The sequence below is a fragment of the Enterococcus sp. AZ101 genome (assembly GCF_050499005.1).
Taxonomy (GTDB): domain Bacteria; phylum Bacillota; class Bacilli; order Lactobacillales; family Enterococcaceae; genus Enterococcus_L; species Enterococcus_L ureilyticus.
Genome location: NZ_JBMHEZ010000001.1, coordinates 1,789,291 through 1,815,768, shown reverse-complemented (window position 1 = coordinate 1,815,768; position 26,478 = coordinate 1,789,291). Strand labels below are relative to the sequence as shown.

General features: G+C 36.4%; 27 protein-coding genes. 20 read left to right on the top strand and 7 right to left on the bottom strand.

From position 1 onward, the window contains the following. Window position 1: 1 nt before the first annotated feature. The 9 genes from IGJ50_RS08625 (at window position 2) to IGJ50_RS08585 (ending at window position 9,956) form a co-directional block, all read left to right on the top strand. Entirely contained in the window at window positions 2-1,081 is a 1,080-nt protein-coding gene (locus tag IGJ50_RS08625) for a carbamoyl phosphate synthase small subunit (RefSeq protein WP_429949898.1), read from the top strand. Further along, the gene (carB, locus tag IGJ50_RS08620; protein ID WP_429949896.1) at window positions 1,081-4,260 is read left to right on the top strand and encodes a carbamoyl-phosphate synthase large subunit; all 3,180 of its coding nucleotides are present in this window, start codon (window positions 1,081-1,083) and stop codon (window positions 4,258-4,260) included. Before IGJ50_RS08625 ends, carB begins: the two co-directional genes overlap by 1 nt. Window positions 4,261-4,385: 125 nt before the next feature. Beyond that, the gene (locus tag IGJ50_RS08615; protein WP_429949894.1) at window positions 4,386-5,168 is read left to right on the top strand and encodes a dihydroorotate dehydrogenase electron transfer subunit; all 783 of its coding nucleotides are present in this window, start codon (window positions 4,386-4,388) and stop codon (window positions 5,166-5,168) included. Further along, complete coding sequence (locus tag IGJ50_RS08610; protein WP_207121636.1) at window positions 5,168-6,094, top strand: dihydroorotate dehydrogenase; 927 nt, start codon at window positions 5,168-5,170, stop codon at window positions 6,092-6,094. The genes IGJ50_RS08615 and IGJ50_RS08610 overlap by 1 nt, the downstream gene beginning before the upstream one ends. Further along, window positions 6,091-6,810, top strand: a complete 720-nt coding sequence (gene pyrF / locus IGJ50_RS08605; protein ID WP_207121635.1) for an orotidine-5'-phosphate decarboxylase — start codon at window positions 6,091-6,093, stop codon at window positions 6,808-6,810. The genes IGJ50_RS08610 and pyrF overlap by 4 nt, the downstream gene beginning before the upstream one ends. Next, entirely contained in the window at window positions 6,807-7,442 is a 636-nt protein-coding gene (gene pyrE, locus IGJ50_RS08600) for an orotate phosphoribosyltransferase (RefSeq protein WP_207121634.1), read from the top strand. The genes pyrF and pyrE overlap by 4 nt, the downstream gene beginning before the upstream one ends. 182 nt (window positions 7,443-7,624) lie before the next feature. Next, window positions 7,625-8,326, top strand: a complete 702-nt coding sequence (locus IGJ50_RS08595) for a carbonic anhydrase family protein (RefSeq protein ID WP_069641302.1) — start codon at window positions 7,625-7,627, stop codon at window positions 8,324-8,326. A gap of 14 nt (window positions 8,327-8,340) precedes the next feature. Further along, on the top strand, window positions 8,341-9,231 hold the full coding sequence (locus IGJ50_RS08590; protein ID WP_069641303.1) for a LysR family transcriptional regulator: 891 nt from the start codon (window positions 8,341-8,343) through the stop codon (window positions 9,229-9,231). A gap of 110 nt (window positions 9,232-9,341) precedes the next feature. Then, entirely contained in the window at window positions 9,342-9,956 is a 615-nt protein-coding gene (locus IGJ50_RS08585) for a hypothetical protein (protein ID WP_207121632.1), read from the top strand. A gap of 75 nt (window positions 9,957-10,031) precedes the next feature. Here the strand turns inward: IGJ50_RS08585 and hisC are convergent, their stop codons facing one another. Further along, the gene (gene hisC / locus IGJ50_RS08580) at window positions 10,032-11,090 is read right to left on the bottom strand and encodes a histidinol-phosphate transaminase (protein WP_429949891.1); all 1,059 of its coding nucleotides are present in this window, start codon (window positions 11,088-11,090) and stop codon (window positions 10,032-10,034) included. A 221-nt stretch (window positions 11,091-11,311) separates the two neighbouring features. On the opposite strand from hisC, the gene IGJ50_RS08575 reads away from it, so the two are divergent. The 3 genes from IGJ50_RS08575 (at window position 11,312) to IGJ50_RS08565 (ending at window position 15,101) form a co-directional block, all read left to right on the top strand. Next, window positions 11,312-12,484: a pyridoxal phosphate-dependent aminotransferase gene (locus IGJ50_RS08575; RefSeq protein WP_429949889.1), complete on the top strand. Its 1,173-nt coding sequence runs from the start codon at window positions 11,312-11,314 to the stop codon at window positions 12,482-12,484. Window positions 12,485-12,565: 81 nt separating this feature from the next. After that, window positions 12,566-13,986, top strand: a protein-coding gene (locus IGJ50_RS08570) for an IS3 family transposase (RefSeq protein ID WP_429949887.1) whose coding sequence is annotated in 2 segments (ribosomal slippage) — window positions 12,566-13,043 and window positions 13,043-13,986 — 1,422 coding nt in all. Because the reading frame shifts where the segments join, the coding sequence is not laid out codon by codon here. Window positions 13,987-14,192: 206 nt separating this feature from the next. Next, window positions 14,193-15,101, top strand: coding sequence for a phosphate ABC transporter substrate-binding protein PstS family protein (locus IGJ50_RS08565; RefSeq protein ID WP_069641307.1), 909 nt, complete (start codon window positions 14,193-14,195; stop codon window positions 15,099-15,101). A 49-nt stretch (window positions 15,102-15,150) separates the two neighbouring features. On the opposite strand, the gene IGJ50_RS08560 is transcribed toward IGJ50_RS08565, so the two are convergent. After that, window positions 15,151-16,911, bottom strand: a complete 1,761-nt coding sequence (locus IGJ50_RS08560) for an ATP-binding protein (RefSeq protein WP_429949885.1) — start codon at window positions 16,909-16,911, stop codon at window positions 15,151-15,153. Next, complete coding sequence (locus IGJ50_RS08555; protein ID WP_069641309.1) at window positions 16,908-17,621, bottom strand: response regulator transcription factor; 714 nt, start codon at window positions 17,619-17,621, stop codon at window positions 16,908-16,910. Before IGJ50_RS08555 ends, IGJ50_RS08560 begins: the two co-directional genes overlap by 4 nt. A gap of 144 nt (window positions 17,622-17,765) precedes the next feature. Here IGJ50_RS08555 and IGJ50_RS08550 point away from each other — a divergent pair, with 144 nt between their 5' ends. From IGJ50_RS08550 to ffh, 4 genes are read left to right on the top strand one after another with little or no spacing between them, the layout of a single operon-like run. Beyond that, on the top strand, window positions 17,766-18,236 hold the full coding sequence (locus IGJ50_RS08550) for a DUF523 domain-containing protein (protein WP_069641310.1): 471 nt from the start codon (window positions 17,766-17,768) through the stop codon (window positions 18,234-18,236). After that, window positions 18,237-18,881, top strand: a complete 645-nt coding sequence (locus tag IGJ50_RS08545) for an NUDIX hydrolase (RefSeq protein ID WP_429949884.1) — start codon at window positions 18,237-18,239, stop codon at window positions 18,879-18,881. Between the two features lie 50 nt (window positions 18,882-18,931). Further along, window positions 18,932-19,270, top strand: coding sequence for a putative DNA-binding protein (locus tag IGJ50_RS08540; protein WP_429949882.1), 339 nt, complete (start codon window positions 18,932-18,934; stop codon window positions 19,268-19,270). Between the two features lie 4 nt (window positions 19,271-19,274). Next, window positions 19,275-20,693 (top strand): signal recognition particle protein, encoded by a 1,419-nt coding sequence (gene ffh / locus IGJ50_RS08535; protein WP_069641313.1) that lies wholly within the window; start codon window positions 19,275-19,277, stop codon window positions 20,691-20,693. Window positions 20,694-20,761: 68 nt separating this feature from the next. On the opposite strand, the gene IGJ50_RS08530 is transcribed toward ffh, so the two are convergent. From IGJ50_RS08530 to IGJ50_RS08520, 3 genes are read right to left on the bottom strand one after another with little or no spacing between them, the layout of a single operon-like run. Continuing rightward, entirely contained in the window at window positions 20,762-21,928 is a 1,167-nt protein-coding gene (locus tag IGJ50_RS08530; protein WP_429949880.1) for an ABC transporter permease, read from the bottom strand. Next, window positions 21,925-22,824: an ATP-binding cassette domain-containing protein gene (locus tag IGJ50_RS08525; protein ID WP_429949878.1), complete on the bottom strand. Its 900-nt coding sequence runs from the start codon at window positions 22,822-22,824 to the stop codon at window positions 21,925-21,927. The genes IGJ50_RS08530 and IGJ50_RS08525 overlap by 4 nt, the downstream gene beginning before the upstream one ends. After that, entirely contained in the window at window positions 22,821-23,207 is a 387-nt protein-coding gene (locus IGJ50_RS08520; protein ID WP_207120518.1) for a GntR family transcriptional regulator, read from the bottom strand. The genes IGJ50_RS08525 and IGJ50_RS08520 overlap by 4 nt, the downstream gene beginning before the upstream one ends. Window positions 23,208-23,308: 101 nt before the next feature. Here IGJ50_RS08520 and IGJ50_RS08515 point away from each other — a divergent pair, with 101 nt between their 5' ends. Continuing rightward, window positions 23,309-23,905, top strand: a complete 597-nt coding sequence (locus IGJ50_RS08515) for a DNA-3-methyladenine glycosylase I (RefSeq protein WP_429949876.1) — start codon at window positions 23,309-23,311, stop codon at window positions 23,903-23,905. A gap of 56 nt (window positions 23,906-23,961) precedes the next feature. On the opposite strand, the gene IGJ50_RS08510 is transcribed toward IGJ50_RS08515, so the two are convergent. Then, entirely contained in the window at window positions 23,962-24,513 is a 552-nt protein-coding gene (locus IGJ50_RS08510; RefSeq protein ID WP_429949874.1) for an NADPH-dependent FMN reductase, read from the bottom strand. Window positions 24,514-24,785: 272 nt separating this feature from the next. Here IGJ50_RS08510 and IGJ50_RS08505 point away from each other — a divergent pair, with 272 nt between their 5' ends. From IGJ50_RS08505 to IGJ50_RS08495, 3 genes are all read left to right on the top strand, one after another. Next, window positions 24,786-25,622, top strand: a complete 837-nt coding sequence (locus IGJ50_RS08505) for a GNAT family N-acetyltransferase (protein WP_429949873.1) — start codon at window positions 24,786-24,788, stop codon at window positions 25,620-25,622. A 247-nt stretch (window positions 25,623-25,869) separates the two neighbouring features. Next, on the top strand, window positions 25,870-26,145 hold the full coding sequence (gene rpsP / locus IGJ50_RS08500) for a 30S ribosomal protein S16 (RefSeq protein ID WP_010761445.1): 276 nt from the start codon (window positions 25,870-25,872) through the stop codon (window positions 26,143-26,145). 11 nt (window positions 26,146-26,156) lie between these two features. Further along, window positions 26,157-26,402 (top strand): KH domain-containing protein, encoded by a 246-nt coding sequence (locus IGJ50_RS08495; protein ID WP_069641319.1) that lies wholly within the window; start codon window positions 26,157-26,159, stop codon window positions 26,400-26,402. Window positions 26,403-26,478: the final 76 nt, after the last annotated feature.

Sequence of the window (26,478 nt, the reverse complement as noted above, 5' to 3'; positions counted from 1 at the left end):
TTTGAAGCGATTATTGATACTAGAAGACGGTACTGTTTTTGAAGGAAAAGCATTTGGTGCAGATGTTAATGTTGTTGGAGAAGTTGTTTTTACAACTAGTATGACAGGCTATCAAGAAACCATCACTGACCAAAGTTTCAATGGTCAGATCATTACGTTTACTTACCCAATGGTTGGTAATTATGGTATCAATCGCGACGATTATGAATCGATTTCTCCAACTTGTAAAGGAGTTGTAGTCAAAGAGCAGGCTCGCTTGGCTTCTAATTGGCGGGCCCAAATGTCACTAGACGAATTTTTAAAAAGAAAAGGTATTCCGGGAATTGCTGGAATTGATACACGGGCTTTAACGAGAAAACTTCGTTCTGTCGGGACGATGAAAGCGGCATTTGTAGATGCTGATGACGATTTGACTCATGAATTTGATCAGTTGAAGGCGACGGTTTTACCTAAAAATCAAGTCGCACAAGTTTCAACAACCAAACCATATCCTAGTCCTGGAATTGGTCGTAATGTAGTAGTAGTGGACTTTGGCTTAAAACACAGTATTTTAAGGGAATTATCAAAGCGCCATTGCAATTTAACTGTTTTACCCTATAACACAGATGCAGAAACAATTTTAGAACTTTCACCAGATGGTGTCATGCTGACAAATGGGCCTGGGGATCCTAAAGATGTACCAGAAGCAATTGAAATGATTCAAGGAATTCAAGGAAAAGTACCGATTTTTGGTATTTGCCTAGGTCATCAGCTATTTGCCTTAGCAAATGGAGCGGATACGTACAAGATGAAGTTTGGTCATCGAGGGTTAAATCATCCTGTTAGAGAAGTGGCGACAGGTAGAATCGATTTTACTTCACAGAATCATGGCTATGCAGTAGCTGAAGCAACGGTCGATCCTGAGAAATTACTGGTGACACATGTCGAAGTTAATGATGGTTCGGTTGAAGGCGTCAGACATCGTCAGTATCCAGCATTCACTGTTCAGTATCATCCCGATGCTGCACCGGGGCCACATGATGGTCTGCATTTGTTTGATGAATTTATGGAATTAATGGATGCATGGAAGGAGCAAGACTAATGCCAAAAAGAACAGATATCAAAAAAATCATGGTAATTGGTTCCGGTCCAATCATCATTGGACAAGCCGCAGAATTTGACTATGCAGGCACGCAGGCTTGTCTTGCTTTAAGAGAAGAAGGCTATCAAGTTGTGTTAGTCAACTCAAATCCAGCAACGATCATGACTGATAAAGAAATTGCTGATCAAGTATATATCGAACCAATCACATTAGAGTTTGTTTCACGAATTTTACGAAAAGAGCGCCCAGATGCATTATTACCTACCTTAGGTGGCCAAACAGGATTAAACATGGCTATGGAGCTAGCTGCTTCAGGAATTTTGGATGAACTGAATGTAGAATTATTGGGAACAAAATTAAATGCGATCGATCAAGCTGAAGATCGTGATCTATTTAAACAATTAATGAACGATTTAGATCAGCCAATTCCAGAAAGTGACATTGTGAATACTGTTGAGCAAGCTGTCGAATTTGCAAATAAGATCGGCTATCCTATCATTGTTCGTCCAGCTTTCACCTTAGGAGGAACTGGCGGTGGGATGTGTGATAATGAAGAGGAACTAAGAACAATTGCCGAAAACGGCTTAAAATTATCTCCAGTGACTCAATGCTTAATTGAAAGAAGTATAGCTGGTTTCAAAGAAATTGAGTATGAAGTAATGCGTGATTCAGCAGATAATGCAATCGTTGTTTGTAACATGGAAAATTTTGATCCTGTAGGAATTCATACAGGGGATTCGATTGTTTTTGCCCCAAGTCAAACCTTATCAGACCATGAATACCAAATGCTTCGTGATGCATCTTTGAAAATTATTCGGGCATTAAAAATAGAAGGTGGCTGTAACGTCCAATTAGCTCTTGATCCTCATAGCTTCAATTATTATGTCATCGAAGTAAATCCACGTGTTTCTCGTTCATCGGCCTTGGCTAGCAAAGCAACCGGTTATCCTATCGCGAAATTAGCTGCTAAAATCGCAGTTGGTCTGACTTTGGATGAGATGAAAAATCCAGTCACAGAAACGACTTATGCAGAATTTGAGCCAGCCTTAGATTATGTGGTAGCGAAAATTCCGCGCTGGCCTTTTGATAAATTTGAAAAGGGCGAACGTCGCTTAGGAACGCAAATGAAAGCAACAGGAGAAGTCATGGCAATCGGTCGAAATATTGAAGAATCGTTGCTGAAAGCTGTTCGTTCACTTGAAATTGGGGCCTATCATAATGAATTAAAAGAGCTGCAAGATGTTAGCGACGAATTATTGACTGAGAAAATCGTGAAAGCACAAGATGATCGATTGTTCTATTTATCAGAAGCAATTAGACGCAATTACACAATCGAAGAGTTGGCAACACTTACTAAGATCGATTTATTTTTCCTCGATAAACTGCTGCATATTGTTGAATTAGAAACTGCACTACAAGAAAACATCAAGGACCTTGACACGCTGAAAGAAGCCAAGCAAAATGGTTTCACTGATCGAAAAATTGCTGAACTATGGCAGATGACCGAACAAGAAGTTACGGATTATCGCCATGAACAAAAAGTTTTGCCCGTTTATAAAATGGTTGATACGTGCGCCGCAGAATTCGAGTCTCAAACGCCTTATTTTTATAGCACTTACGAATTTGAAAATGAAAGTATTCGTTCTGAAAAGCCTTCAGTATTAGTTCTAGGTTCAGGGCCAATTAGGATTGGCCAAGGTGTGGAATTTGATTATGCAACGGTTCACTCAGTTAAAGCGATTCAAGAAGCAGGGTTTGAAGCCATTATTATGAATAGTAATCCGGAGACCGTCTCAACAGATTTCTCGATTTCTGATAAACTCTATTTTGAACCATTGACTTTAGAAGATGTGATGAATGTCATTGAATTAGAACAACCAACAGGCGTTATCGTACAGTTTGGTGGGCAAACAGCCATAAACTTGGCAGAGCCGCTAGTCAAGCAAGGGGTCAAAATCTTAGGAACGTCCATCGAAGATTTAGATCGGGCGGAAAACCGAGATTTATTTGAACAAGCGTTACAAGAATTAGATATTCCTCAACCTCTGGGAGATACGGCAACTAGTGCAAAAGAAGCAGTAGCTGTGGCAAATAAAATTGGCTATCCTGTCTTGGTTCGACCAAGTTATGTACTTGGTGGGCGTGCGATGGAAATCGTAGAAAACCGAAAGGACCTAGAAGATTATATGCGTAACGCGGTAAAAGCTTCACCAGAGCATCCAGTCTTGGTGGATCGTTATCTTTTAGGAAAAGAATGTGAAGTTGATGCAATTTGTGATGGGCAAACCGTTTTAATACCGGGCATTATGGAACATATTGAACGTGCGGGTGTTCATTCAGGAGATTCAATGGCGGTTTATCCACCACAAAACTTATCAAAAGAGATCCAGAAAACCATTGCTGATTATACAAAAAAATTGGCGATCGGGTTAAATTGTATCGGGATGATGAATATTCAATTCGTGATTCATGAGGAAAAAGTGTACGTAATAGAAGTCAATCCGCGGGCTAGCCGGACAGTTCCATTTTTAAGCAAGATTACAGGAATTCCAATGGCTCAAGTGGCTACTAAAGTAATTCTCGGTCAAAAATTAAAAGATCTAAACTATCAAGATGGCTTGTATCCAGAAAGTCAGCAGGTACACATTAAAGCCCCAGTATTTTCTTTTACAAAACTACAAAAAGTCGATACGTATTTAGGACCTGAAATGAAATCGACAGGTGAAGTGATGGGTTCTGATTATAGTTTAGAAAAGGCCTTGTACAAAGCATTTGAAGCATCTGGTCTTCATTTGCCAAGTTTTGGTGCAGTCTTGTTTACGATTGCAGACGAAACGAAAGCAGAAGCACTGTTTTTGGCGAAACGTTTCAATGCAATCGGCTACAGCCTGATTGCAACACAAGGAACTGCAGAATTTTTGGAAAGCCATGGCTTACAGGTCAAATCCGTTCTTAAAATCAATCAAGGCGGTGAAACAGTTCTTGATCTTATTCGTAGCGGAGAGGCGCAAGTTGTGGTGAATACGATGGATAAAAATAGATCAGATTTAAATCAAGATGGATTTCTGATTCGTCGCGAGGCTGTCGAGCATGGCGTTCCATTGTTTACTTCACTAGACACAGCAGAAGCTATCTTAAAAGTGTTAGAATCACGAGCATTTTCATCAGAGCCGATTTAATTTGAAAAGGTTAAAATGAAATAAAAGTGTTTACTCTGAGAACCAATTCATTACTGTTTGTTACAAGTTTTCGCTTATCTTAGACATTTTTACTACATTAATAACGTTGTAAAGGAGAAACATACATGAAACAAGAAATAATGACGATCATCTCTCAACAACAATTAGCGCCTAGAATTTTTCAAATGACCTTAACAGGTGATTTAGTTAATGAAATGGAAAAGCCAGGGCAATTCATCCATATAAAAGTGCCTAGAGCAGATATGCTTTTAAGACGCCCAATCAGTATCAATCAAATAGATAAGCAAGCAAAAACATGCACCATCATTTATCGTACAGATGGAGATGGGACAAAAGTTTTTTCAGAGTTAGTATCGGGTGATACTTTAGATGTTATGGGACCTTTGGGGAATGGATTTGATGTTGACTGTATAGCAGCTGGTCAAAAAGCATATGTCATCGGCGGCGGAATTGGGATTCCGCCAATGTACGAATTATCAAAGCAACTAAAACAAAAAGGTATCGAAGTCATCCATTTTCTTGGCTATGCTTCTAAAGAAGTTGCTTATTTTCAAGATGAATTCATTGATTTAGGGGAAACACGTTTTGCAACAGATGATGGTTCGTTTGGTGTTGAAGGAAATGTGGGTAACCTTTTATTAGAAGCAATAAAAAAAGAAGAGCCTGACGCTGTTTATGCGTGCGGTGCAAACGGTATGTTAAAAATGGTTGCTCAAGTCTTTTCAGATAATCCAAACGTTTTTCTATCTTTAGAGCAACGCATGGCTTGTGGCATGGGCGCTTGTTACGCTTGTGTTTGTCATGTACCAGATGATGAAACTGGCACTAAAAGTGTTAAAGTGTGTGATGAAGGGCCAATTTTTAGAGCCAGTGAGGTGGTATTATAATGAACAATCCTTTAGCAATCAATATTCCTGGTTTAGCATTGAAAAATCCAATCATCCCTGCTAGTGGCTGTTTTGGTTTTGGTGAAGAATATGCTCAATATTATGATCTAGGTATGTTAGGATCGATCATGATTAAAGCAACGACTCCTCAAGCCCGCTTTGGTAATGCAACACCACGAGTTGCAGAAACACCTAGTGGAATGCTGAATGCCATTGGACTACAAAATCCAGGATTGGATGTGGTTATGACGACCAAACTCCCAGCTTTAGAAGCATATGATGTACCGATCATTGCCAATGTTGCAGGGGCTTGTGAAGAAGATTATGTTGAAGTTTGCAGTAAAATTGGTGACGCGCCGAATGTCAAAGCCATTGAATTAAATATTTCTTGTCCCAATGTTAAACATGGCGGGATCGCTTTTGGAACGGATCCAGATGTCGCATTTCAGTTGACTCAAGCCGTAAAAAAGGTCTCGACTGTTCCAATTTACGTAAAACTTTCTCCGAATGTAACAGATATTGTTCCAATCGCACAAGCCATAGAAGCTGGTGGAGCAGATGGTTTTTCAATGATCAATACGCTCTTAGGGATGCGGATTGATTTAAAAACACGTCGTCCAATCCTAGCGAATCAAACTGGAGGATTATCAGGTCCTGCGATTAAGCCAGTTGCGATTCGTCTAATTCATCAGGTCTCTCAGATTTCCAACTTGCCGATTATTGGTATGGGTGGTGTTCAAACAGTAGATGATGTTTTAGAAATGTTTATGGCTGGAGCAAGTGCAGTCGCTGTTGGAACGGCCAATTTTACGGATCCTTATATTTGTCCTAAACTAATTGAGGCATTACCAATACGAATGGCGGAACTAGGGATCGAATCATTAGAACAATTGATCAAAGAAGTCAGGGAGGCAAAAAATCAATGAGTCAACGACCAATCATCGCATTAGATTTCCCTTCAAAAGTTGAAGTAGAAAGTTTTTTAGAAAATTTCCCTGTTAAAGAGTCACTTTTTGTTAAAGTAGGGATGGAATTGTTTTATCAAGAAGGACCAGAAATTGTCCGTTGGCTAAAAACATTAGGTCATTCTGTTTTTCTTGATTTAAAGTTGCACGATATACCAAATACTGTTGAAAAGGCAATGATCGGCTTAGCTAAGCTTGGTGTTGATATGACGAATGTTCATGCAGCAGGTGGTGTAAAAATGATGGCTGCGGCCAAAGCAGGTTTGTTAAAGGGAACAAAAGAAGGTGCAGAGGTTCCTCTACTGATTGCTGTTACTCAATTGACTTCAACAAGTGAAACTGAAATGCAACAAGATCAATTGATCAAAGTCTCATTACAAGATAGCGTGATCCATTATGCAAAATGTGCTGAACAAGCAGGATTAGTTGGCGTTGTGTGCTCTGCTTTAGAAGCACAAGATATCCATAGTGCAACGAGTGAAGAATTTATTTGTTTAACGCCGGGCATTCGTCCAAGCGGTAGTGCTGTAGGAGATCAGAAACGCATTGTGACGCCGACAAACGCTAAAAAAATGGGTTCAACTTATATCGTAGTTGGTCGCCCCATCACACAAGCTAAAGCACCCTATAAAGCCTATCAACAGATCAAAAATGAATGGAATGGAGTAAACCAATGACCGAATTAGCAAAAATCATCGCCAAAGATTTATTAGAAATTGAAGCAGTATTTTTAAGTCCAAGTGAACCCTTTACTTGGGCGAGCGGAATCAAGAGTCCAATCTATTGTGATAATCGAATAACAATGAGTTATCCTGTTGTCCGTAAAGATATCGCCAAAGGACTTGCTGATAAAATAAAAACAGCATTTCCCGATGTACAAGTGATTGCTGGAACAGCTACAGCAGGAATTCCTCATGCAGCATGGGTAGCAGATATTTTAGATTTACCAATGGTGTATATTCGTAGTAAAGCAAAAGAACATGGCAAAGGCAATCAAATTGAGGGCCGAATTTTCAAAGGTCAAAAAATGGTCATCATTGAGGATTTAATCTCAACTGGTGGCAGTGTATTGGAAGCAGCTGATGCAGCAAAATGTGAAGGTGCCGAAGTCTTAGGCGTTGCTGCGATCTTTACGTATGAATTACCTAAAGGCAAAGAAAATTTTGAAGAACACAAGATGGATCTGCTTACATTGACTAATTATTCAACACTGATTGAGGCAGCTTTAGAATCAAACTACATTGAAGAAAAAGATGTTGTATTATTAAAAAATTGGAAACAAGATCCGCAAAATTGGTTAATAGGATAAATAAGAGAATTCAAGCATGATTTTTGATCATTTTTCAAAGATCATGTTTTTTCATGATTTCACGAATTATCCATGTATGCTATACTTTGATTACCAAAAATGTCAAAAAAGTTTTGAGAATTGACTGTTGATTCTAAATAAGCTACAGTTATTCAAATGATAAAATCAGAAGGTGGGGTTTGATGAGAAATATTCGAAATATGGATGTAGAGTGGGGCTATGAAGGGGAACTTGGCCCAGATCATTGGCACACATTATGTGATTGGTTTTCAACAGGTGCCAAATATCCCTATCAATCACCAATTAATTTATCGAACGACTTAGTCAATGGTCAATCTGCGAATCGTGCAATTGATTTTTGTTATAAAACAGAAGAATTTACAGAAAAAGAATTTAAAAATACGTTTCACTTTGTTCCGCCAAATACAGAAAGTTACGTCATTTTTGAAGAGGAAAAATATTATTTAACAGATATCCATTTCCATACTCCAAGTGAGCATACTTTTGATGGAGAACATTCGCCATTGGAGTTTCATCTGGTTCATATGAATAATTCTGGTGAGAATTTGGTTGTGGGCTGTTTGTTTACAATCACAACACATGACAATAAATTTTCAAAAAAGCGTTCAACGATTGAATGGAACTTAGAAACGCACCAACAATGGTTTGATCCGTCGATATTTTTACCTGAACAAAAAACTCATTTTCATTATTTAGGGTCACTAACAACACCACCAACAAAAGGACCTGTCCATTGGTTTGTTTTCGATACTATCCAAGAAATGGATCGTGATTTTTTTGAACGGATCGATGAAGGGATGCTGAAATTCAATAATCGTCCAGTTCAAGCGCTGAATGGACGCAAAATCTATTTTTCTGAATAAAGTGGAGGAAAACGATGAATATCCAACAAATGAAATATGTTGTGGCTGTTGCAAACAATGGTAGTTTTAGAGAAGCGGCGAAAAAACTCTTTATTACTCAACCCAGTCTGTCAAATGGTATTCGTGAGCTTGAAGAAGAAATCGGTGTCACTTTATTTATCCGCACGAATAAAGGAGCTTCCTTGACTGAAGAAGGGTTGACTTTTTTAGAGCACGCTGAAAAAATCTTGACCCAGATGGAAATGATAGAAAATCGCTATCAAGAAGTAACGAAGAGCGAACGTTTTTCAATTTCTTCTCAACATTATGATTTTTTAGGAGAAGTAATGGGAAAAGTGATCCAACAATTCAAAGATCAATATAAAAATTTTCGTGTGTTCGAAACAACAACGCTGAAAGTTATCGAAGATGTGAAAAGTTATCATAGTGAGCTTGGAATTATTTATTTAAACAATCAAAATCAATCGGGCATTGAGCGGTATTTAGAACAAGCAAATTTAACATATGATGTTGTTGGAAGTTTTAAAACACATATTTTTCTTGGTAGAAACCATCCTCTGGCGAAACAAACTAAAATCGAATTAGAACAATTATGTTGTTATCCTCAAGTTCGTTTTACGCAAGAAGGGAGTAATTTTGCTTATTTTTCAGAAGATCTCATTGAAAATCAAGAACAAGAAACGGTGATTTATACAAATGATCGCGGTACCCTGATGAATTTACTGGTGGAAACCGATGCGTATGCTTCAGGTTCAGGTGTTGTCACTGGTTTTACCAAAAAAGAAATTCGTTTAGTTCCACTAGCTGAAAGTCCAAACAATAAAATCTGTGTTTTATCTCAAAAAAATAGAACAATCAGTACGATTGGACAATACTTTATTAAAGAGTTGAAGCAATTATTTTAAACTCTGTTGTGGATTTATTTTGTATTGTATGATCACTTGTAATGATTTATAATCGATTTAATTGGCTTTATGAGCCGATTTTATTTTGTAGGAGTAAAGGGGAGTTACAAATGAAAAGAAAACAACTAGAAAAAGCTGTTATTGTTTTGGGATTAGGGGTTCTTTTAACCGGTTGTGGTACAGTCGCAAAAGAGAGCCAAGAAGTGAAGCACTCTGAAAAAATTGAAAAGAAAAAAGACCCAATCAAAGCAAAAGACGATTCTTCGACTAAAACAACGGTAGAAGCATCTGAAGAAGTGATTGAAACTGAAAATGGAACATTTTCCGTTAAGCTACCTGATGGATGGGAAGAAATTGAACCAACGGATTTAAACGATGAAGCTGACATAGGTCTTGAAAATGAAGAGAAATCTCTTTATTTGGCAGTTTTAAGTGAATCCGAAGAAGATTATGATGGATTTGACGGATATAAAGAAGCCATTGAGTTTTCTTTAGATGTTGTAGAAGAAACGGAAAAACCAATCGATCTTAATGGCTGGAAAGGTACACGTCGTTTCATAACGGCTAAAGTTGACGGAATGAAGGCCTACTATGTCTATGATGTCGTTGCGTCAGATGCTGGTCACTACGCTCAAAGAATGGCTTGGACAATGAATAGTAAGAAAGATAAGTATGGAAAAGAATTAGAATCTGTGTTGGATTCTATTAAAGATGTCACAAAATAATAGACCCTAAAAAATCATCCTGGATTAGGGTGATTTTTTTTACGGTCTAAATACTGGTAAGCATCCAACAATTTATCATTTATCATTATTTTGTAAATAATTAACGAGTAATTGCTGGACTTTTTCCATTTCTTCTTGTGTTCCAATAGATACTCTTAAATAATTTTTCAAACGGTCAATAGTAGAGAAATAACGAACAAAAACGTCTTGGCTCTCCAGATAGTGGTAAAGCTCTGTTATTACTATGTCTGGATGAGTTAAAAGTATAAAATTCGTTTGTGAAGATAACGCCTGAAATCCTAGATTACTAATGCTCGTTGTGAACCAGTTTCGAGTTTCACAAATCTTATTCGTTATTTTTGTATAGTATGTATCATCCTCAAGCGCTGCCACAGCTAAACATTCAGCTAACATATCAACAGAATAGGGATTAAAAGATGATTTTATACTTTCGACAACTTGGATATAGGTGGGGTTGCCAATTGCATAGCCCACACGCAATCCTGCTAAAGAACTGGATTTAGATAAGGTTCGAACGATTACTAAGTTTGGATAGTTATCAAGCAACGAAACTGCGGATTCAGTTGCAAAATCAATATAGGCCTCATCAATAATTACGATGACATCTGGATTCATTTCCAATAATTGTTTTATTTCGGCAATTGGCTTGAATAGCCCTGTTGGCGCATTTGGATTCGCAATAATGATGCCGCCATTTGTTTGTGTATAGTCCTTTAAATCAATAGCAAATTGTTCATTCAAAGGCAACTCTCTATAAGGAATGTGGAACAAATCAGCCCAAACTTTGTAAAAACCATAGGTGATATCAGGAAATAAAAGTGGGTCTGAACTGTTAAAAAAAGCAAGAAAACAGAAAGCCAAGACTTCATCAGACCCATTACCAATGATAAAATGCTTTGGCGATAACCCATGTTTAGTTGCTAAAGAGGCTTTTACATCCGGATTATTGACAGAGCTATATCGTTTTAATTGTTCAGTATCAAAATTATTTAAGGCAGCCTTCACTTTTGGTGAGGGCGGGTAAGGGTTCTCATTTGTATTTAATTTGATCATATCTGAGTAATTGGGCTGCTCTCCAGGAACATAGGGGGTGATTTTTCTAATACCTTTCATTTAGCTGGCTCCCTTCGTTTCTTATAACTATAAAGAAGACTAAAACGTTTAGCAAGTATAATCTGTGAATTTGAAAAGAAAATAGTGTTTTTTGAAATACAAATTTCATTTTCGCTTGAATTATGCTATTATAAATCCATTAATAAATTTAGGATGACTATATTAGCGCTTTGATCTCAGCAGTTTGAACGTTGGATCAGCAGTTAAGAGGAGAGGGTTACATGGATTTAACAAAAAGATTTAATAAACAAGTAGACAAGATCGCTGTTTCAATGATTCGTCAATTTGATGAACAAGTATCGGATATTAGAGGAATCATAAAATTGACATTGGGAGAACCGGATTTTAATACGCCTGACCATGTAAAAACGGCAGCTCATGATGCCATTAAAAATAATTTTTCCCATTATTCTGGTATGGCAGGGTTAACGGATGTACGTGAAGCCGCCACTTTTTTTATCAAAGAAAAATACAATTTATCCTACAAACCAACATCAGAAGTTTTAGTGACAGTTGGAGCAACTGAGGCTATTTCAGCAAGCCTATTATCTATTTTAGAGCCTGGAGATAAAGTCTTATTACCCGCTCCGATCTATCCAGGATATGAACCTGTCATTACTCTGGCGCAAGCAGAACCGATATATATTGATACCACCTCAAACCAGTTTGTGTTGACTCCTGAAATGATTGAAGTCGCAATGGTAGAGCACGGTAACCAAGTGAAAGCCATTATTCTAAACTATCCAAGTAATCCAACAGGTGTTACCTATGATCGACAAGAAGTGAAGGCCATTGCAGATGTTCTGAAAAATTATCCGATTTTTGTGATCAGTGATGAAATATATAGTGAGTTGACCTATGATGAGCAACATGTATCAATTGCTGAATTTATTCCAGATCAAACAATTTTGATCAATGGTCTATCAAAATCTCATGCAATGACTGGCTGGAGAATCGGCTTTATTTTTGGTCCTGAGCAGTTGATTACTGAAATCATTAAAGTGCATCAATACTTAGTTACAGCAGCATCCACCATTTCACAAAAAGCAGCTGTTCGAGCCTTAATAGAGGGGATGGATGATGCAGCTGTTATGAAAAAAGAATACCGTAAACGGCGAGATTTTGTGTATGAACAAATGACATCTTTTGGTTTTGAAGTAGCTCGACCTAATGGTGCTTTTTATATTTTTGCTAAGATTCCCAAAGGTTACGAACAAGATTCGATGAAATTTTGTGTAGATTTAGCCCAAAAGCAAGCCATTGCGATTATTCCAGGTGTTGCTTTTGGTAAAGAGGCTGAAGGCTATGTCCGAATCAGCTATGCAGCTGATTTTGATACATTAAGAGAAGCGATGGATAGAATTGGGAACTATATGATCAGCGCACTAGATTAAACACATAAAAAAGTAGTATGAAACTGAACCGACCCCAAAAAGTTAGACCAAAAATCTAATTTTTTGGAGGTCGGTATTTTTATGTCTAAATATAGCTTTGAACTTAAACTAAAAATTGTTCAAGAATATCTGGTAGGGAAAGGAGGAATACAAGCTTTAGCAAATAAGCATGGGGTTAAAGCGGCGGAACAAGTCCATAGGTGGATCAATGCTTATCAAGAATTTGGTGAAGAAGGTCTTTTACGAAAACGTCAAAATCAGAATTATTCTGTTCAATTCAAGCTAAATGCGATAGAGTTATATCAAACAAGTGAGCTCTCCTATCGTGAAGTTGCCAATATTCTTGAAATGAATAATCCAACTCTTATTGCCAACTGGATGCGAAAATTCCGAAAAGAAGGAATCGATGGGCTCTCAAAAGAGAAAGGGCGTCTATCTACCGTGCAAAAAAAAGAAGAACAGACAAAGAAGCATTTAATGAAAGAAACGCTAGAAGAACAGAATCGCATCAAAGAATTAGAAAAGCAGGTTCGTACTCTTCAAATTGAAAATGCCTTTTTAAAAGAACTGAGGAAGCTGCGAAAACAGGAAGCTCAACAACGACGAGTGAATCAATCGCGCGAATCATCGCAAGCCTCCGAGGACAGTTCAAATTAGTTGAGCTTCTTGAAGCATTGAATTTTTCTAAATCAACCTTTATATATTGGCAAAAACGATTTGACCGAAAAAATCCAAATCAGGAAATTGAAACAGAGATGCTTCATATTCGTCAAAAGCATAAAGATTACGGCTGTTTACGAATGACGAACGAACTAAGGAGCCGAGGATTCCACGTGAATAAAAAGAAAGTTCAACGCTTAATTCGAAAGCTAAGGATTGAAGTCCGCTCTTATACACGGAAATCCCGTCGCTATAGCTCGTATCGTGGAAAAGTTGGAACGATTGCCAAGAACCGAATCCAACGTCGCTTTTACACGAGTGTTTGTCATCAAAAAATAACGACAGATACAACAGAATTAAAGTATTTTGATTGTGATCCCAAAGGAATCATTCGTCAAAGAAAGTTATACTTAGATCCTTTTATGGATATGTATAATAGTGAAATTCTTTCTTATCGTATCTCAGAAAAACCAAATGCACTGGCAATAATGGAAGGATTAGAAGAAGCAATCAGACTGACGAATGATTGTCCTTATCGTCGCACCTTTCACTCAGATCAAGGTTGGGCGTATCAAATGAAAGCTTACAGCTATAAACTGAAGAAACAGAACATTTTTCAAAGTATGTCTCGAAAAGGCAATTGTCTAGATAACTCAATCATGGAGAACTTCTTTAGTCTTTTAAAACAAGAAATTTATCACGGGAAAACCTATTCTGGTTTTGAAGAACTAAAAATGGCAATTGATAACTATATCTATTATTACAACAACGAACGAATGAAAAAGAAACTGAACTGGAAAAGTCCTGTACAGTTTCGAATAGCCGAAAGTAAAGCAGCTTAATAACGAATAAAAAACGGAGTAGATTTCTCTACTCCGAAAAAAGTCTAACTTTTTGGGGTCACTACAAACTAGATTTTAGTTTTGTGCTACTTTTTTAGTACACAAAAGCTTTACATTCCTTTACTCATTATTTACAGAACGTTGAAGTAGACTTAACATCCAATTGCTAAACTAAGCTTGTAACTAATTGAAAAGGACGTGTAGGAATGAAGAAACGTTTATTATCGGCAGTAGTTTTAAGTGTAGGACTTTTAATCGCAGGTTGTGGCAATCAAGGTGCCGCAACTGGTGAGAGTAATAATAAATTGAAAGATAGCGCGAGTAATAACAGCGAACCTGTTAAAATCGTGGCGGTTGGGTCTACTGCATTACAACCTTTAGTCGATGCGGCAAAAGATCAATTTGTTGTGGAGCACCCCAACTATACGATATCTGTCCAAGGTGGAGGCAGCGGCACTGGACTTTCTCAAGTTAGCGATGGAGCTGTTACCATTGGAAATTCAGATGTTTTTGCAGAAGAAAAATCTGGCGTCGATGCGTCTAAGCTTGTTGATCATCGTGTTGCTGTCGTAGGTATGGGACCAGTTGTTAATAAAGAAGTAGGGGTAAATAATATCAGTAAACAAGAGCTGATCGCTATTTTTACTGGAAAAACAAAAAATTGGAAAGAGCTTGGTGGTAAAGATCAAGAAATTGCAGTAATTAATCGTCCAAGCGGAAGTGGGACAAGAGCAACATTTGAAAAGTGGGGCTTGGATGGAGCTAGTGCTGTACAATCACAAGAGCAAGATTCATCAGGAACTGTTCGCCAAATCGTCGCACAAACACCAGGTGCCATCAGCTACCTCGCTTTTTCTTATATGGACGATTCTACCACAGCGTTAAGTATAGATGATGTAAAACCAACAGAAGAGAATGTTGCAGACAACTCTTGGAAAATTTGGTCATATGAACATATGTACACCAAAGGGCAGCCTGATGATAATGTCAAAGCCTTCTTAGATTATATGCTGTCAGATGAGGTACAAGATGGTGTTGTCAAAGAGTTAGGTTACTTACCGATGACAGGGATGAAAGTTGAAAGAGATGTCTCTGGAGCGATTACAACGAAATAGATTTTCTCAAACAAAAAAGGCTGAATGTGAAAAACATTCGCCTTTTTTTTTACGTTGTTTTGGGTAAGTTTACGGTAAAAGTTGAACCTAACCCTAAATGACTAACTATTGTTACGGTGCCTCCTAGTAGTTCAGTATAATTATGAACGATCGATAAACCTAAACCTGTACCGCCAGAATGTCGGCTTCTTGCTTTATCGACTCGATAAAACCGTTCAAAAATCCGTTCTTGATCTTTTGTACTAATCCCAATTCCGCTATCTTTCACCATAAAAAAGAATTGTTCTTTATAGCCAAAATCAATTGTAATCGTTCCACCAGTTTTAGAGTACTGAATCGCATTTTCAATCAAATTTTTAACAATAGGGTAAAAGAGTTCATATTTTGTTGTATATGTGAGAGTATCTGCTCCTAAAATGGTTATTTTCAAATTCTTCTCTTTAATTGTTTTACGATAGGAGCTCAGAATTTCTTGCGTGAAAGAAAATAACATCACTTGCTGATCATCATAGGTTATATTTTTTCCATCTCGTGAAAGCTGTAAAATTTCTTGAATCAATTGTTGCAGACGCAAAGCATCTTTTTGCATGATTTCTAAAAACTGTGTCAGTGTTTCAGGATCTTCTTTGGCACCATCTAATAAAGTTTCTGTAAAACCTAGAAGAGAAGTAACGGGCGTTTTTAATTCATGAGAAACATTGCTTACAAAATCTTTTTGCATTTTTTCTAATTGCCGAACACGAGTTAAATCATAGGCAATCCCTAAGACTTGATAGTCGTTGCCATCTTCTTCGATGAAGCGTAAAGACATATCTAGAATCGTTTCATTTAATAAGTTCGTTAGTTTGATTTCTTGATGGACTGTGTTTTTTTCTGTCATAACATGATGGATCAAATGAATGAGTGCAGGTTCTTTGATTACATCAAAATAATCTTTGCCAGCATCACTCTTATCAAGCATCAAGATATCGGTCATTTTAGGATTGATCAATTGTAATTTTCCATCAATATCAATAATAAATACACCAATCATCAATTCATCCAGCAACGCATGGAATTGTTCATCGGTTGAGGTATATGCTAAATATGTTTGGCTCATTTGCTGACTTAAAAGATTAACCGTTTGATAGAGTTCGTTCCACTCTGGAGAATCTTGGATGATAGAACGAGCTTCATCAGGATACTTCACGATTTTTTTTAATACTGGTAAAACTGTAACGAGGGGTTCGTTTTTTTGATGCAGTAATAAAAAAACAAATGCAGTAATAATCAAAAATAAAATACCTAAGGTAAATAAAATGTAGCGGCGAAACGACTGAATACTATTAGAAAATTGTGTTGTTTCCTCTGCCACACGAATAATACCGATAAGCTTGCCATTTTCCTGAACAGGCAATGCTAGATAAAGCAATTCTTCTTTTAACGTTGCACTTTTTCTTAAAGCAGAACCAAAATCAGCACCAGAAAGAATCGCCTTGATTTCAGGTCGATTACGGCGTGATTCATGGAGTGCAGACGGTACACTATCATAAAAAATTTCTCCTGCTGCATTCATCAACGTCAGTCGCTCATTTTGATCAACGGAGTAATGATCAATGAGTTTTTTTTCTTGTGAAGAAAAATCTTGTTTCAAAAATAAATTGGGAGACAGCTGATCAATTAACAAAATTCCCTTTTTTTGTAAATATTCTTCCTGTTGAGAAAGTAATTCTTGCTTAAAAAAATGATTGGTTAAAAAGACACTTCCGATAAATAAGGCCAACATCATGATTCCAACAAACAAATATTCAATTCGTTGTCTTTTTTTCATTTTTTAGGCTCCTGAAAACGATAACCAAAACCTCTAACGGTGATCAAATAGGCAGGGCGTTTTGGATCAATTTCAATTTTATCTCTTAGATGGCTGACATGTACATCAACAATCCGACTTTGGCCAGCAAAATCATAATTCCAAATTCGGTCTAATAAAGTATCACGGTCAATCACACGATCTTTACGTTTGATAAAGTAGACCAGTAATTCAAATTCTTTTGGGGTCAATTCGATTTTTTGACCACGAACAATCACTTCATAATTTTGTTCATCCACAACAATCTCGCCTAATGTTAAAGGCGCTTTTACCATTTCGTTAAACTCTTCTGTTTTTGTCGAAGTTGGTGTTAAGCGTCTAAAAATAGCTTTCATTCTCGCTAAAACTTCTCTAGGACTAAATGGTTTTGTTAAATAATCATCCGCTCCTATTTCTAACCCGATAATCTTGTCAACTTGATCATCTTTAGCAGTCAGGATCAAAATCGGTGTATCGATTTTTTCTCGTCGTAATGATTTTGTGATTTCTAAACCATCCATATTGGGCAGCATAACATCTAAAATAATGAAATCAAATTTGTTGGATAAGGCCAGTTCATAGCCGACAGCACCATCAAAGGCGGTCATCACTTCATAGCCGTCTTTTTCTAAATTAAAGGTTAACAACGTTACAATCGACGGTTCATCATCGACAACTAATACTTTTTTCATTGATTGGCTCCTTTAGATATGAAATGAATACAACGTCATTTTATCACAAATCCTTCGGTATCAAAAACTTTATGGAATGTTTCTAAAACTACTTTCAAAGCAAAAGAAATGGTATAATAATGAAGACTGAAATGAGGGAAGTAAATGATTGGAATCAGCGCATGCTTGGGTGGTGTTTGTTGTCGTTATGATGGTCAAGCAAAAGAGATCTCAGCTTTAAAAAAATTAGTAGCAAGTGGTCAAGCAATATTGGTTTGTCCAGAAGTTTTAGGAGGCTTGCCAATACCTAGAGAGCCTGCTGAAATTATTGGTGGAGATGGATTTGATGTGTGGAATGATACTGCACAAGTTTTGACGAATACTGGAGAAGATGTGACCGATCTATTTAAACAAGGAGCAATCACTGCTTATCAAAAATTGAGGGAAGAAAAGATCACAACGATTATTTTGAAAGAAAACAGTCCATCATGTGGAAACAATACGATTTACGATGGCACATTTTCCGGCAACCATCGAAGCGGGCCAGGAGTAGCGGCTGCATATTTTATCCTTAAAGGGCTAGAAGTGGTTTCAGAAAGTGATTGGCGCATCGTTATGGACCGTGAGGAAGTTTAGATGTCAGAAAATGAAGTATTAAAAACGTTTGATAGCCATTATCGACAAATTGGTACCGCAACAAGACAAGCGGCGCATACTTATGGCTTCTGGCATGAAACATTTCATTGCTGGTTTTATATCATAAAAGAACATGAACTTTTCATTTATTTTCAAAAGCGTTCAGCTACAAAGAAAGATTTTCCTAATCAATTAGATATTACCGCCGCTGGTCACTTATTAGCAGAAGAATCTGTGACGGATGGTTTTAGAGAAGTAAAGGAAGAATTAGGGATTGAGATCACAATGGATCAAGTGGAATGTTTAGGTGTGTTCCCAGTTGAAATTTGTTTGAAAAACTTTATTGATAATGAATTTACAAATGTTTACTTAGTAGAACAAGAAATCTTATTAGGAGATTTTCAATTACAAGAAGAAGAGGTAGATAGCTTATTTTCTATCTCGTTGGCTAGTTTAAAAAAACTATTTAATGATCCTAGTGCAAAAATGACTTTAACTGGGTATCGACAGAAAAATCTACATCAAGAAGTAGTAGAAGAGAGCTTTTCTAAGCAAGATTTTTGTACCAATGCACAAAGTTATTATAACCGACTGATCTCCTCTTTTGAAAAAATCCTTGAAAATCAAAGAAGAACTATTGACTAATCACTCTGAAATCGGTAACCTAAAAGGGATTGAAGATGGGAGTAACAATTATGGAAATTGAAAAAACCAATCGAATGAATGCTTTATTTGAATTTTACTCCACTTTGTTGACCGAAAAACAAATGAATTATATGGAGATGTATTACGCGGATGATTTTTCTTTAGGTGAAATTGCTGAAGAATATGATATCAGTCGACAAGCAGTTTATGATAATATTAGGCGTACTGAAAAAATTTTAGAAGAGTATGAGAAAAAACTTCATTTATTTTCTGATTACATCGTACGTGGTGAATTACTAGATAATTTAAAAAAGTACGTGAAAGAGACCTATCCGAAAGATACAACGATCGTCCAATATATAGAACAAATACAAGAAGTAGAGGAATGAGATTATGGCTTTTGAAAGTTTAACAGATCGCCTACAACAGGCAATGAGCAAATTACGTCGTAAAGGAAAAGTATCTGAAGCTGACGTAAAAGAAATGATGAGAGAAATACGTTTGGCTTTATTAGAAGCCGATGTAAATTTACAAGTGGTGAAAGATTTTACCAAGCGTGTTCGTGAACGTGCGGTTGGAGTCGAAGTTCTTGAAAGCCTATCACCAGCGCAACAAATCGTTAAAATTGTTGATGAGGAATTAACAGCAACATTAGGTTCAGAAACAGTAGGCTTGAACAAGTCAGAGCGCATTCCAACAGTGATCATGATGGTCGGACTACAAGGGGCTGGTAAAACAACTTTTGGTGGTAAATTAGCCAATCATTTGATTAAAACAGAAAAGGCTCGTCCATTAATGATTGCAGCCGATGTTTATCGTCCAGCAGCGATTGATCAATTGAAAGTGTTAGGTCAGCAATTAGATGTACCCGTTTTTGATATGGGCACAGAGGTTAGTCCAGTAGAAATTGTTCGTCAAGGAATGGAACTAGCCAAAGAAAAGAAAAATGATTATGTCCTGATCGATACGGCTGGCCGTCTACATATTGATGAGACGTTGATGGATGAACTAAAACAAATTAAAGAAATCGCACAACCAGATGATATTTTGCTTGTTGTTGATGCAATGACAGGGCAAGATGCGGTCAATGTTGCGGATAGTTTTAATCAGCAATTAGGAATTACAGGGGTTGTGATCACTAAACTTGATGGGGATACGCGAGGCGGTGCGGCACTTTCTATTCGTTCTGTCACGGGCGCACCAATCAAATTTATCGGTTCTGGTGAAAAACTAACCGATTTAGAAATTTTCCACCCAGATCGTATGTCCAGCCGTATTTTAGGGATGGGCGATATGCTGACCTTGATTGAAAAAGCCCAACAAGATTACGATGAGAAAAAAGCTGAAGAACTTGCAGTAAAAATGAAAGAAAACAGCTTTGACTTCAATGATTTTATTGAGCAGCTAGACCAAGTAATGGGGATGGGACCAATTGAAGATTTATTGAAAATGATTCCCGGCATGAATAATATGCCTGGCTTAGAAAATGTCAAAGTCGATCCTAAAGATGTAGCGCGTAAAAAAGCAATGGTCCTTTCAATGACACCTGCTGAAAGAGAAAATCCGGATCTATTGAATCCAAGCCGCCGTCGTCGAATTGCTGCTGGTTCTGGTAATAATGTTGTTGAAGTTAATCGAATGATCAAACAATTTAAAGAATCTAAAAAAATGATGCAGCAAATGTCTAAAGGCAACATGGATATTCCGGGCATGGATCAAATGCTTGGTGGAGGTATTAAAGGAAAACTTGGAAAAATGGCCATGAATCGCATGGTGAAGAAAAACAAGAAGAAGAAAAAGAAGAAAAAATAGAGACAAAAATAAAGCTGTCCGAAATCTAAAGATTTTGACAGCTTTATTTTTGTAGAGAGTAGTAACTATTATTCAATACGAATACTATCTTTGATTTGCTGTTTCTGATTGAACCATTCCTGAAATTCTTTTCTAAAAACCAGATATGTTCCAATCATAGCTGTGATGATTCCATAAATTAACAAAGCAGGAATAGGGGATGGCTGGTCTTCACCATAATAAACGCCTTGACTGAATACAAGAACGATTGGAACATAAATCGTCATGGCAACAATAACGGGTATTTTCAGCTTGTCAAACAGTAAATAGTTTCCTCTCTTCTCCAACGTAAGGGAAGGAAATAAAATAGCACCTAAAACAAATAGCAGTAATGATGAAACAACAGCTAACATAATTGGAACAGTAGAAATCGGATCTTTTGTGACGGTGTAGACGAAAAATTTTCCTGTTATATATACATCTGTTGTCGCGTGAGTGAAGTAATACCACGCATTTGTGATACCAGTGATGAAAAACTCTAATGACACACAAAAGCCAAAAGCCGTAAGCGGTCCTAACAACATGTTCCCTGTTACTAGCCCAATAAAAACCGAAACAAAGAAATAGAGAATACAAGTGGTCCAACTGGCTAAAATATTCTTAGCGAGATCCGTCATACTAATATTCACATACTCAGCAGGAATTCCTGTTGTAATAATTCCAACAAATAGAATTTTTGCTAAAAGGATACTAAGTAAAATTGGCAAAGCAATCAAAACGAGTTTCGAGTAATAGATCCTCCGCTTAGAAACACCTAATGAGAAAAGAAATTCATTGAAAGAAGTTTTTAAATCAGCAAAAAATAGAAAGAATCCAATTGTTGACACAACTGCGATTAAGAGCAGCGAGTTTTCATTAAAATACATAGAGTAATAGGGTTGATCTTTGTCAGAATCGGAAATTATTTTTCCTTGTTCATCATAAGAATTCGTTTGATAAAATAAGCTTAATCCTTCTTTTTTATCTAAAGCTAGGCGTTCATTTACTGACAAGCCTTTATATCTAGGATTTTCTTCGTCTGCTATCTCATTTAAATCTTTGATGTATTGTTCGGAGTCATAATAACTTTCCATTGCTTTCCAGCGATTAACGTCATTAATTCCTAGATAGCCATAAAATACTAAAATCAAGAGACTTATAACGATCAAAGCAAGTCCATAGCGTTTTTTCAAAATAATCATTAATTGTTTATTCATAAAATTACTCCTCCCAAAGAATTGACTTCGTTCTTATTGGCAAGATTTGCTTCAAAGACATCTTCTAGTGTCAAGGGCAGTTCCTCAAATAAGATAGGTTGCTCAGCTTGTATCAATGTTTTTAATTCTTCTGTATAATTTTCAAAAACGGCTGTAATAACGCGTCCTTGAAAATGTAGAAGCTGACTATTTTCTTTAACGAGAGTTGGGACTTTTTTTGTTTTGAAAACCAGTTGGATTTTGCGAGCGTTCTCTCTTAATGCTTCTAGGTGATAATCCAATTGAATCCTTGTATGTTTTAAAATCAATGCACGATCGATAATACTTTCTAACTCATTTAAATTGTGAGAAGAGATAATGATCGAACGGTTATTTTCACTGACATCATCTAAAAGAATCCCTAAAACATTTTTTTTAACAATCACATCGAGCCCATCTAAAGGTTCATCTAGCAAAAGATACTCAGCATTCGAACAAATAGCCAAAATCGTCTTATAAAGTCCCTGCATTCCTTTAGACATTGCGCGATATTTAAGGTGAGGATGTAGCTTGTTTTTCTTAGTCAAGCTTAAATATTTTTCTTTGTTAAAGCCGGCATAAGCATGTTGATAAAAGAACAATAGTTTGTTTAATGAATAGCTTGAGAGAAAGTTGTATTGTTCATCGATATAAAATATTTTTTGTCTAAGTATTTTATTGATTTGAATGTCTTCTTGATTGATAAAGATTTTCCCTTGATCCAACTCGTAGTGACCAGCTAGAGATCTAAAGAAGGTAGTTTTACCAGAACCGTTCCGACCAATCAAGCCCACGATTTCTCCTTGTTTAAATGTCAAATTGATATCTTGTAAGATGTCTTGTTGATCAATTCCTTTTTGTAAATTCTCTATTTTCATATAGATTCTCCTTTCAGCTGTTGATCACTTTCCTCCAGCCAGTGCGTTAATTCGTCTTTAGAAACGTTTAGATAATTCGCTTCAATAATTAGCTCGTTAAATTTATTTTTGATTTTTTGTATTTGGTATTCGTCACGGAGTGTTGGATCAATTTTTTTTACATAAGTGCCTTTGCCTTTAACCGTAACGATGACTTCTTGTGCTTCTAATAGTTTATAGGCCTTACTAACTGTATTAGGGTTCATCATAAGCTGACGAGCCATTTCTCGTACGGAGGGGAGGCGGTCACCAGATTGTAATAAACCGTTCAGGATATCTTCTTTGATCCCTAACATTAATTGCTCATAATAAGGTTTACTACTAGTTTTATTAATAGAAACCATAGATGTCTCCTTTCTAAAAAGAGTGTTTGTTGTGTACTAGTATACATAGTACAGTTCGGGTTGTAAACATTTTTTTAGAAATTTTGGTAAAATAAAGAGAAATGACTAAAATCAAAGTCTTGGGAGGGGATCAGTTGAAACAGAGATGTTCTTGGGCACAAGAAAATGAAAAAATGAAACTCTATCATGATACGATTTGGGGTATTCCTTTATATGACGACCAGCGCCTATTTAGAAAGTTGAGTTTAGATATCAATCAAGCAGGTCTAAGTTGGCAAACTATTTTAAATAAAGAAGATCATTTCGATGAGGCATTTGATGAGTTTAACTTAAAGAAAGTTGCAGCTTATGATGAAAAAAAAGTCGAAGAACTTTTAACTAATCCAGGAATCATCCGTAATCGCAGGAAAATCGAAGCCACTATTCACAACGCTCAAAAAGTTATTGAAATTCAAAAAGAATTTGGTTTGTTCTCAGATTATTTATGGGCATTCAATCAGCATAAAGTTTTAAAAAATGCTTACACTGACCAGACAGAAGTTCCCACAACAAATGATTTATCTGATACCATTACGAAAGATTTAAAGAGAATAGGCTTTAAGTTTGTTGGTAGTACGATTATCTATGCTTTCTTGGAAGCCGTGGGCATCATCAATGATCATGTAACAACTTGCTTTCGATATGAAGAAATCCAATAATAAATAGGCTAAACCAAAACTGAATACCGTTTTGATTTAGCCTATTTATTATTGGATTAACTATTTTTTTCTAAAAAAACAAGGTAAGAGTCAACAATGGTTTTGAAAAAGCTCATGGTATTTTCAGTAATCGTCCCATCCTCATTAATTAGGCTGACAACATTTCCAATATAAGCTTCTGGCTGTTGTAAAGTTGGTACATTAAGGAAAACAAGTGATTGACGCAAATGATGGTTTGCACCGAAGGCACTTAGAGCACCAGGCGATACACTGACAACAAGCCCCGGTTTGCCATCCCAAACATTTTGACCGTAAGGACGTGAGCCAACATCTAAAGCATTTTTCAACACGCCCGGAACAGAGCGATTATATTCTGGTGTGACAAAAACAAGTCCTGAAAGTTCTTTGACTTCTGCTCTAAACTTTGTCCAAGCTGCAGGAGGGGTCCCTTCATCATCTAAATCCTGATTATACATCTCTAAATTATCCAAATGAATAAAAATAGGTTCATAATCCTCTGGGAATAAACTGGCAAGAGCAGTTGCTACGGTTTTACTATAAGAGCCTTTTCTCAAACTTCCGACAAAAAAACCAATTTTTTTCTTCATAAATAATTCCTCCATTCGATAAATAACATATTTTATTAAATTTTAAATCTAAAAGCTTGATTTTGCAAGAATTCACTCTTTTGCTCAGCAATCAATCTACACTATGTAAGTAATGAAAGATAGATCTAGTTAAGTTACTGAAACGAAATCTCGTAAATTAATCAAGGATTGGAAAAGAGACAAATTGAAAAATGAGGATGGAATGTTTCATTGTTTTTCTTTGAACGTTCCTATATAATCAACCTAACTTAGGAGACAGGAAAGGAGCAAGTATGACAATAAGACAAACAATTCAAAAAAAATTAAAGGCATATGAAGTCAGCGCTATTCAAACATTAAAAGAAAACAATAGCTTCCTTTACTCTATTGAATACAAACTTGATTTAAGTTTTTTTAAATTTCAAAATAACAAAATAAATCACTTGTTATACTGGGATAAAGATGAATTAGTCGGCTATGCTGCGATGAGCAATTTTGATCCTGAAGCACTAGAGGTAACACTCATTGTGAGACCTGACCAAAAAATTCTCAACGAAATGAATAAGACAATACGGACGTTTAGCCAACAAGAAAAAATCAATAAAATTTTATTAATCACAGATCGAAAGGATACTTTTTTTAGGAGTTATATGGAAGGGATAAATCAGTATAAATATGTCTTTTCAGAATACTCAATGATTTTAGTAATCAATCAATTTGAGCCCAAATCTACTAATGTTTCGCTAGAACCTGCAAAAAAAGAGGAAGCAGGGATGATTGCTTCGTTAGAAGAAAATCAACTAGCGAATGAGACTATGCCATTAGATCCTGAAGATTTAGAAAAGACACTTGTTCTAAGAAAAAATGAGCAAGTCATCGCAAGTATCAGAGTAGAAAATGAAGGGAATTCTTCTGGACTTTACGGTTTTGTGGTAAGATCAGAATTTCGAAATCAAGGAATAGGTAGAAAAGTAATCAGCCAGACCATCCAAGAATTACTGGAAAAACAAGCAAAAAACATTTATTTAGAAGTAGAATCAACGAATGAAACAGCACTTCATTTATATCGCTCCATAGGATTTACGGAGCAGACGCTTTTTGATTACTATATTTACGAAATAACTGACTAAGATAATCTAAAAACAAGCTACGAACGACGACAAAGAATTACCTTTTTTTCGTTCATAGCTTATTTTTGTTAAGCAAGTGCTGATTGCCCCTGCCAAGGTGAAATAAGTATACCATATGAAGTTAAAAGTGCCAAAAATCAGTGCTTTAAAGGTTTTTATAAGGTGTCAAGAAAAAACTCTTTACAGGTGATTGGAAATCTGTTAAACTAACATTTGTGATTAAGTTAATGGAGGTGTAATATATAAAATGTCAGTAAAAATTCGTTTAAAACGCATGGGTTCTAAAAAAAGTCCTTTTTACCGTATTGTAGTTGCAGATTCTCGTTCTCCTCGTGATGGACGTTTCATCGAAACTGTTGGAACTTACAATCCTTTAAAAGATCCTGCAGAAGTAGTTTTAAAAGAAGATTTAGTTTTAGACTGGTTGTCTAAAGGCGCTCAGCCTTCAGATACAGTTCGTAACATCCTTTCAAAAGAAGGCGTTATGAAAAAACACCATGAAGCTAAACTTGAAAAGAAATAAGGTGATCGATGATGACAGATGTGAAAGAGTTAGTCTTAACTATCGTTCGTCCATTAGTCAGTCAACCTGAGATGGTCAAATTAGAAATAGAAGAATCTGATGTTTTTTTAGAGTATAATCTGACTGTATCACCTGAAGATATTGGCCGTATCATTGGCAAACAAGGACGTGTAGCGAAAGCAATTCGTACAATTGTTTACAGTGTGCGTGTGGATGGGCCTAAAAAAGTTCGTTTAAATATCGTAGATGGTAAATAACTTCAAATTAAAACACTCAAATATTTGGGTGTTTTTTCTTTGACTTACAAGAAATCAAAGAAAGTAGTGGACTTGT

What these genes read in the sequence shown, in the direction of transcription:
- carB (WP_429949896.1), top strand. Translation starts at nt 1,081, where the DNA reads ATGCCAAAAAGAACAGATATCAAAAAAATCATGGTAATTGGTTCCGGT.
- IGJ50_RS08615 (WP_429949894.1), top strand. Translation starts at nt 4,386, where the DNA reads ATGAAACAAGAAATAATGACGATCATCTCTCAACAACAATTAGCGCCT.
- IGJ50_RS08610 (WP_207121636.1), top strand. Translation starts at nt 5,168, where the DNA reads ATGAACAATCCTTTAGCAATCAATATTCCTGGTTTAGCATTGAAAAAT.
- pyrF (WP_207121635.1), top strand. Translation starts at nt 6,091, where the DNA reads ATGAGTCAACGACCAATCATCGCATTAGATTTCCCTTCAAAAGTTGAA.
- pyrE (WP_207121634.1), top strand. Translation starts at nt 6,807, where the DNA reads ATGACCGAATTAGCAAAAATCATCGCCAAAGATTTATTAGAAATTGAA.
- IGJ50_RS08595 (WP_069641302.1), top strand. Translation starts at nt 7,625, where the DNA reads ATGAGAAATATTCGAAATATGGATGTAGAGTGGGGCTATGAAGGGGAA.
- IGJ50_RS08590 (WP_069641303.1), top strand. Translation starts at nt 8,341, where the DNA reads ATGAATATCCAACAAATGAAATATGTTGTGGCTGTTGCAAACAATGGT.
- IGJ50_RS08585 (WP_207121632.1), top strand. Translation starts at nt 9,342, where the DNA reads ATGAAAAGAAAACAACTAGAAAAAGCTGTTATTGTTTTGGGATTAGGG.
- hisC (WP_429949891.1), bottom strand. Translation starts at nt 11,090, where the DNA reads ATGAAAGGTATTAGAAAAATCACCCCCTATGTTCCTGGAGAGCAGCCC.
- IGJ50_RS08575 (WP_429949889.1), top strand. Translation starts at nt 11,312, where the DNA reads ATGGATTTAACAAAAAGATTTAATAAACAAGTAGACAAGATCGCTGTT.
- IGJ50_RS08565 (WP_069641307.1), top strand. Translation starts at nt 14,193, where the DNA reads ATGAAGAAACGTTTATTATCGGCAGTAGTTTTAAGTGTAGGACTTTTA.
- IGJ50_RS08560 (WP_429949885.1), bottom strand. Translation starts at nt 16,911, where the DNA reads ATGAAAAAAAGACAACGAATTGAATATTTGTTTGTTGGAATCATGATG.
- IGJ50_RS08555 (WP_069641309.1), bottom strand. Translation starts at nt 17,621, where the DNA reads ATGAAAAAAGTATTAGTTGTCGATGATGAACCGTCGATTGTAACGTTG.
- IGJ50_RS08550 (WP_069641310.1), top strand. Translation starts at nt 17,766, where the DNA reads ATGATTGGAATCAGCGCATGCTTGGGTGGTGTTTGTTGTCGTTATGAT.
- IGJ50_RS08545 (WP_429949884.1), top strand. Translation starts at nt 18,237, where the DNA reads ATGTCAGAAAATGAAGTATTAAAAACGTTTGATAGCCATTATCGACAA.
- IGJ50_RS08540 (WP_429949882.1), top strand. Translation starts at nt 18,932, where the DNA reads ATGGAAATTGAAAAAACCAATCGAATGAATGCTTTATTTGAATTTTAC.
- ffh (WP_069641313.1), top strand. Translation starts at nt 19,275, where the DNA reads ATGGCTTTTGAAAGTTTAACAGATCGCCTACAACAGGCAATGAGCAAA.
- IGJ50_RS08530 (WP_429949880.1), bottom strand. Translation starts at nt 21,928, where the DNA reads ATGAATAAACAATTAATGATTATTTTGAAAAAACGCTATGGACTTGCT.
- IGJ50_RS08525 (WP_429949878.1), bottom strand. Translation starts at nt 22,824, where the DNA reads ATGAAAATAGAGAATTTACAAAAAGGAATTGATCAACAAGACATCTTA.
- IGJ50_RS08520 (WP_207120518.1), bottom strand. Translation starts at nt 23,207, where the DNA reads ATGGTTTCTATTAATAAAACTAGTAGTAAACCTTATTATGAGCAATTA.
- IGJ50_RS08515 (WP_429949876.1), top strand. Translation starts at nt 23,309, where the DNA reads ATGACTAAAATCAAAGTCTTGGGAGGGGATCAGTTGAAACAGAGATGT.
- IGJ50_RS08510 (WP_429949874.1), bottom strand. Translation starts at nt 24,513, where the DNA reads ATGAAGAAAAAAATTGGTTTTTTTGTCGGAAGTTTGAGAAAAGGCTCT.
- IGJ50_RS08505 (WP_429949873.1), top strand. Translation starts at nt 24,786, where the DNA reads ATGACAATAAGACAAACAATTCAAAAAAAATTAAAGGCATATGAAGTC.
- rpsP (WP_010761445.1), top strand. Translation starts at nt 25,870, where the DNA reads ATGTCAGTAAAAATTCGTTTAAAACGCATGGGTTCTAAAAAAAGTCCT.
- IGJ50_RS08495 (WP_069641319.1), top strand. Translation starts at nt 26,157, where the DNA reads ATGACAGATGTGAAAGAGTTAGTCTTAACTATCGTTCGTCCATTAGTC.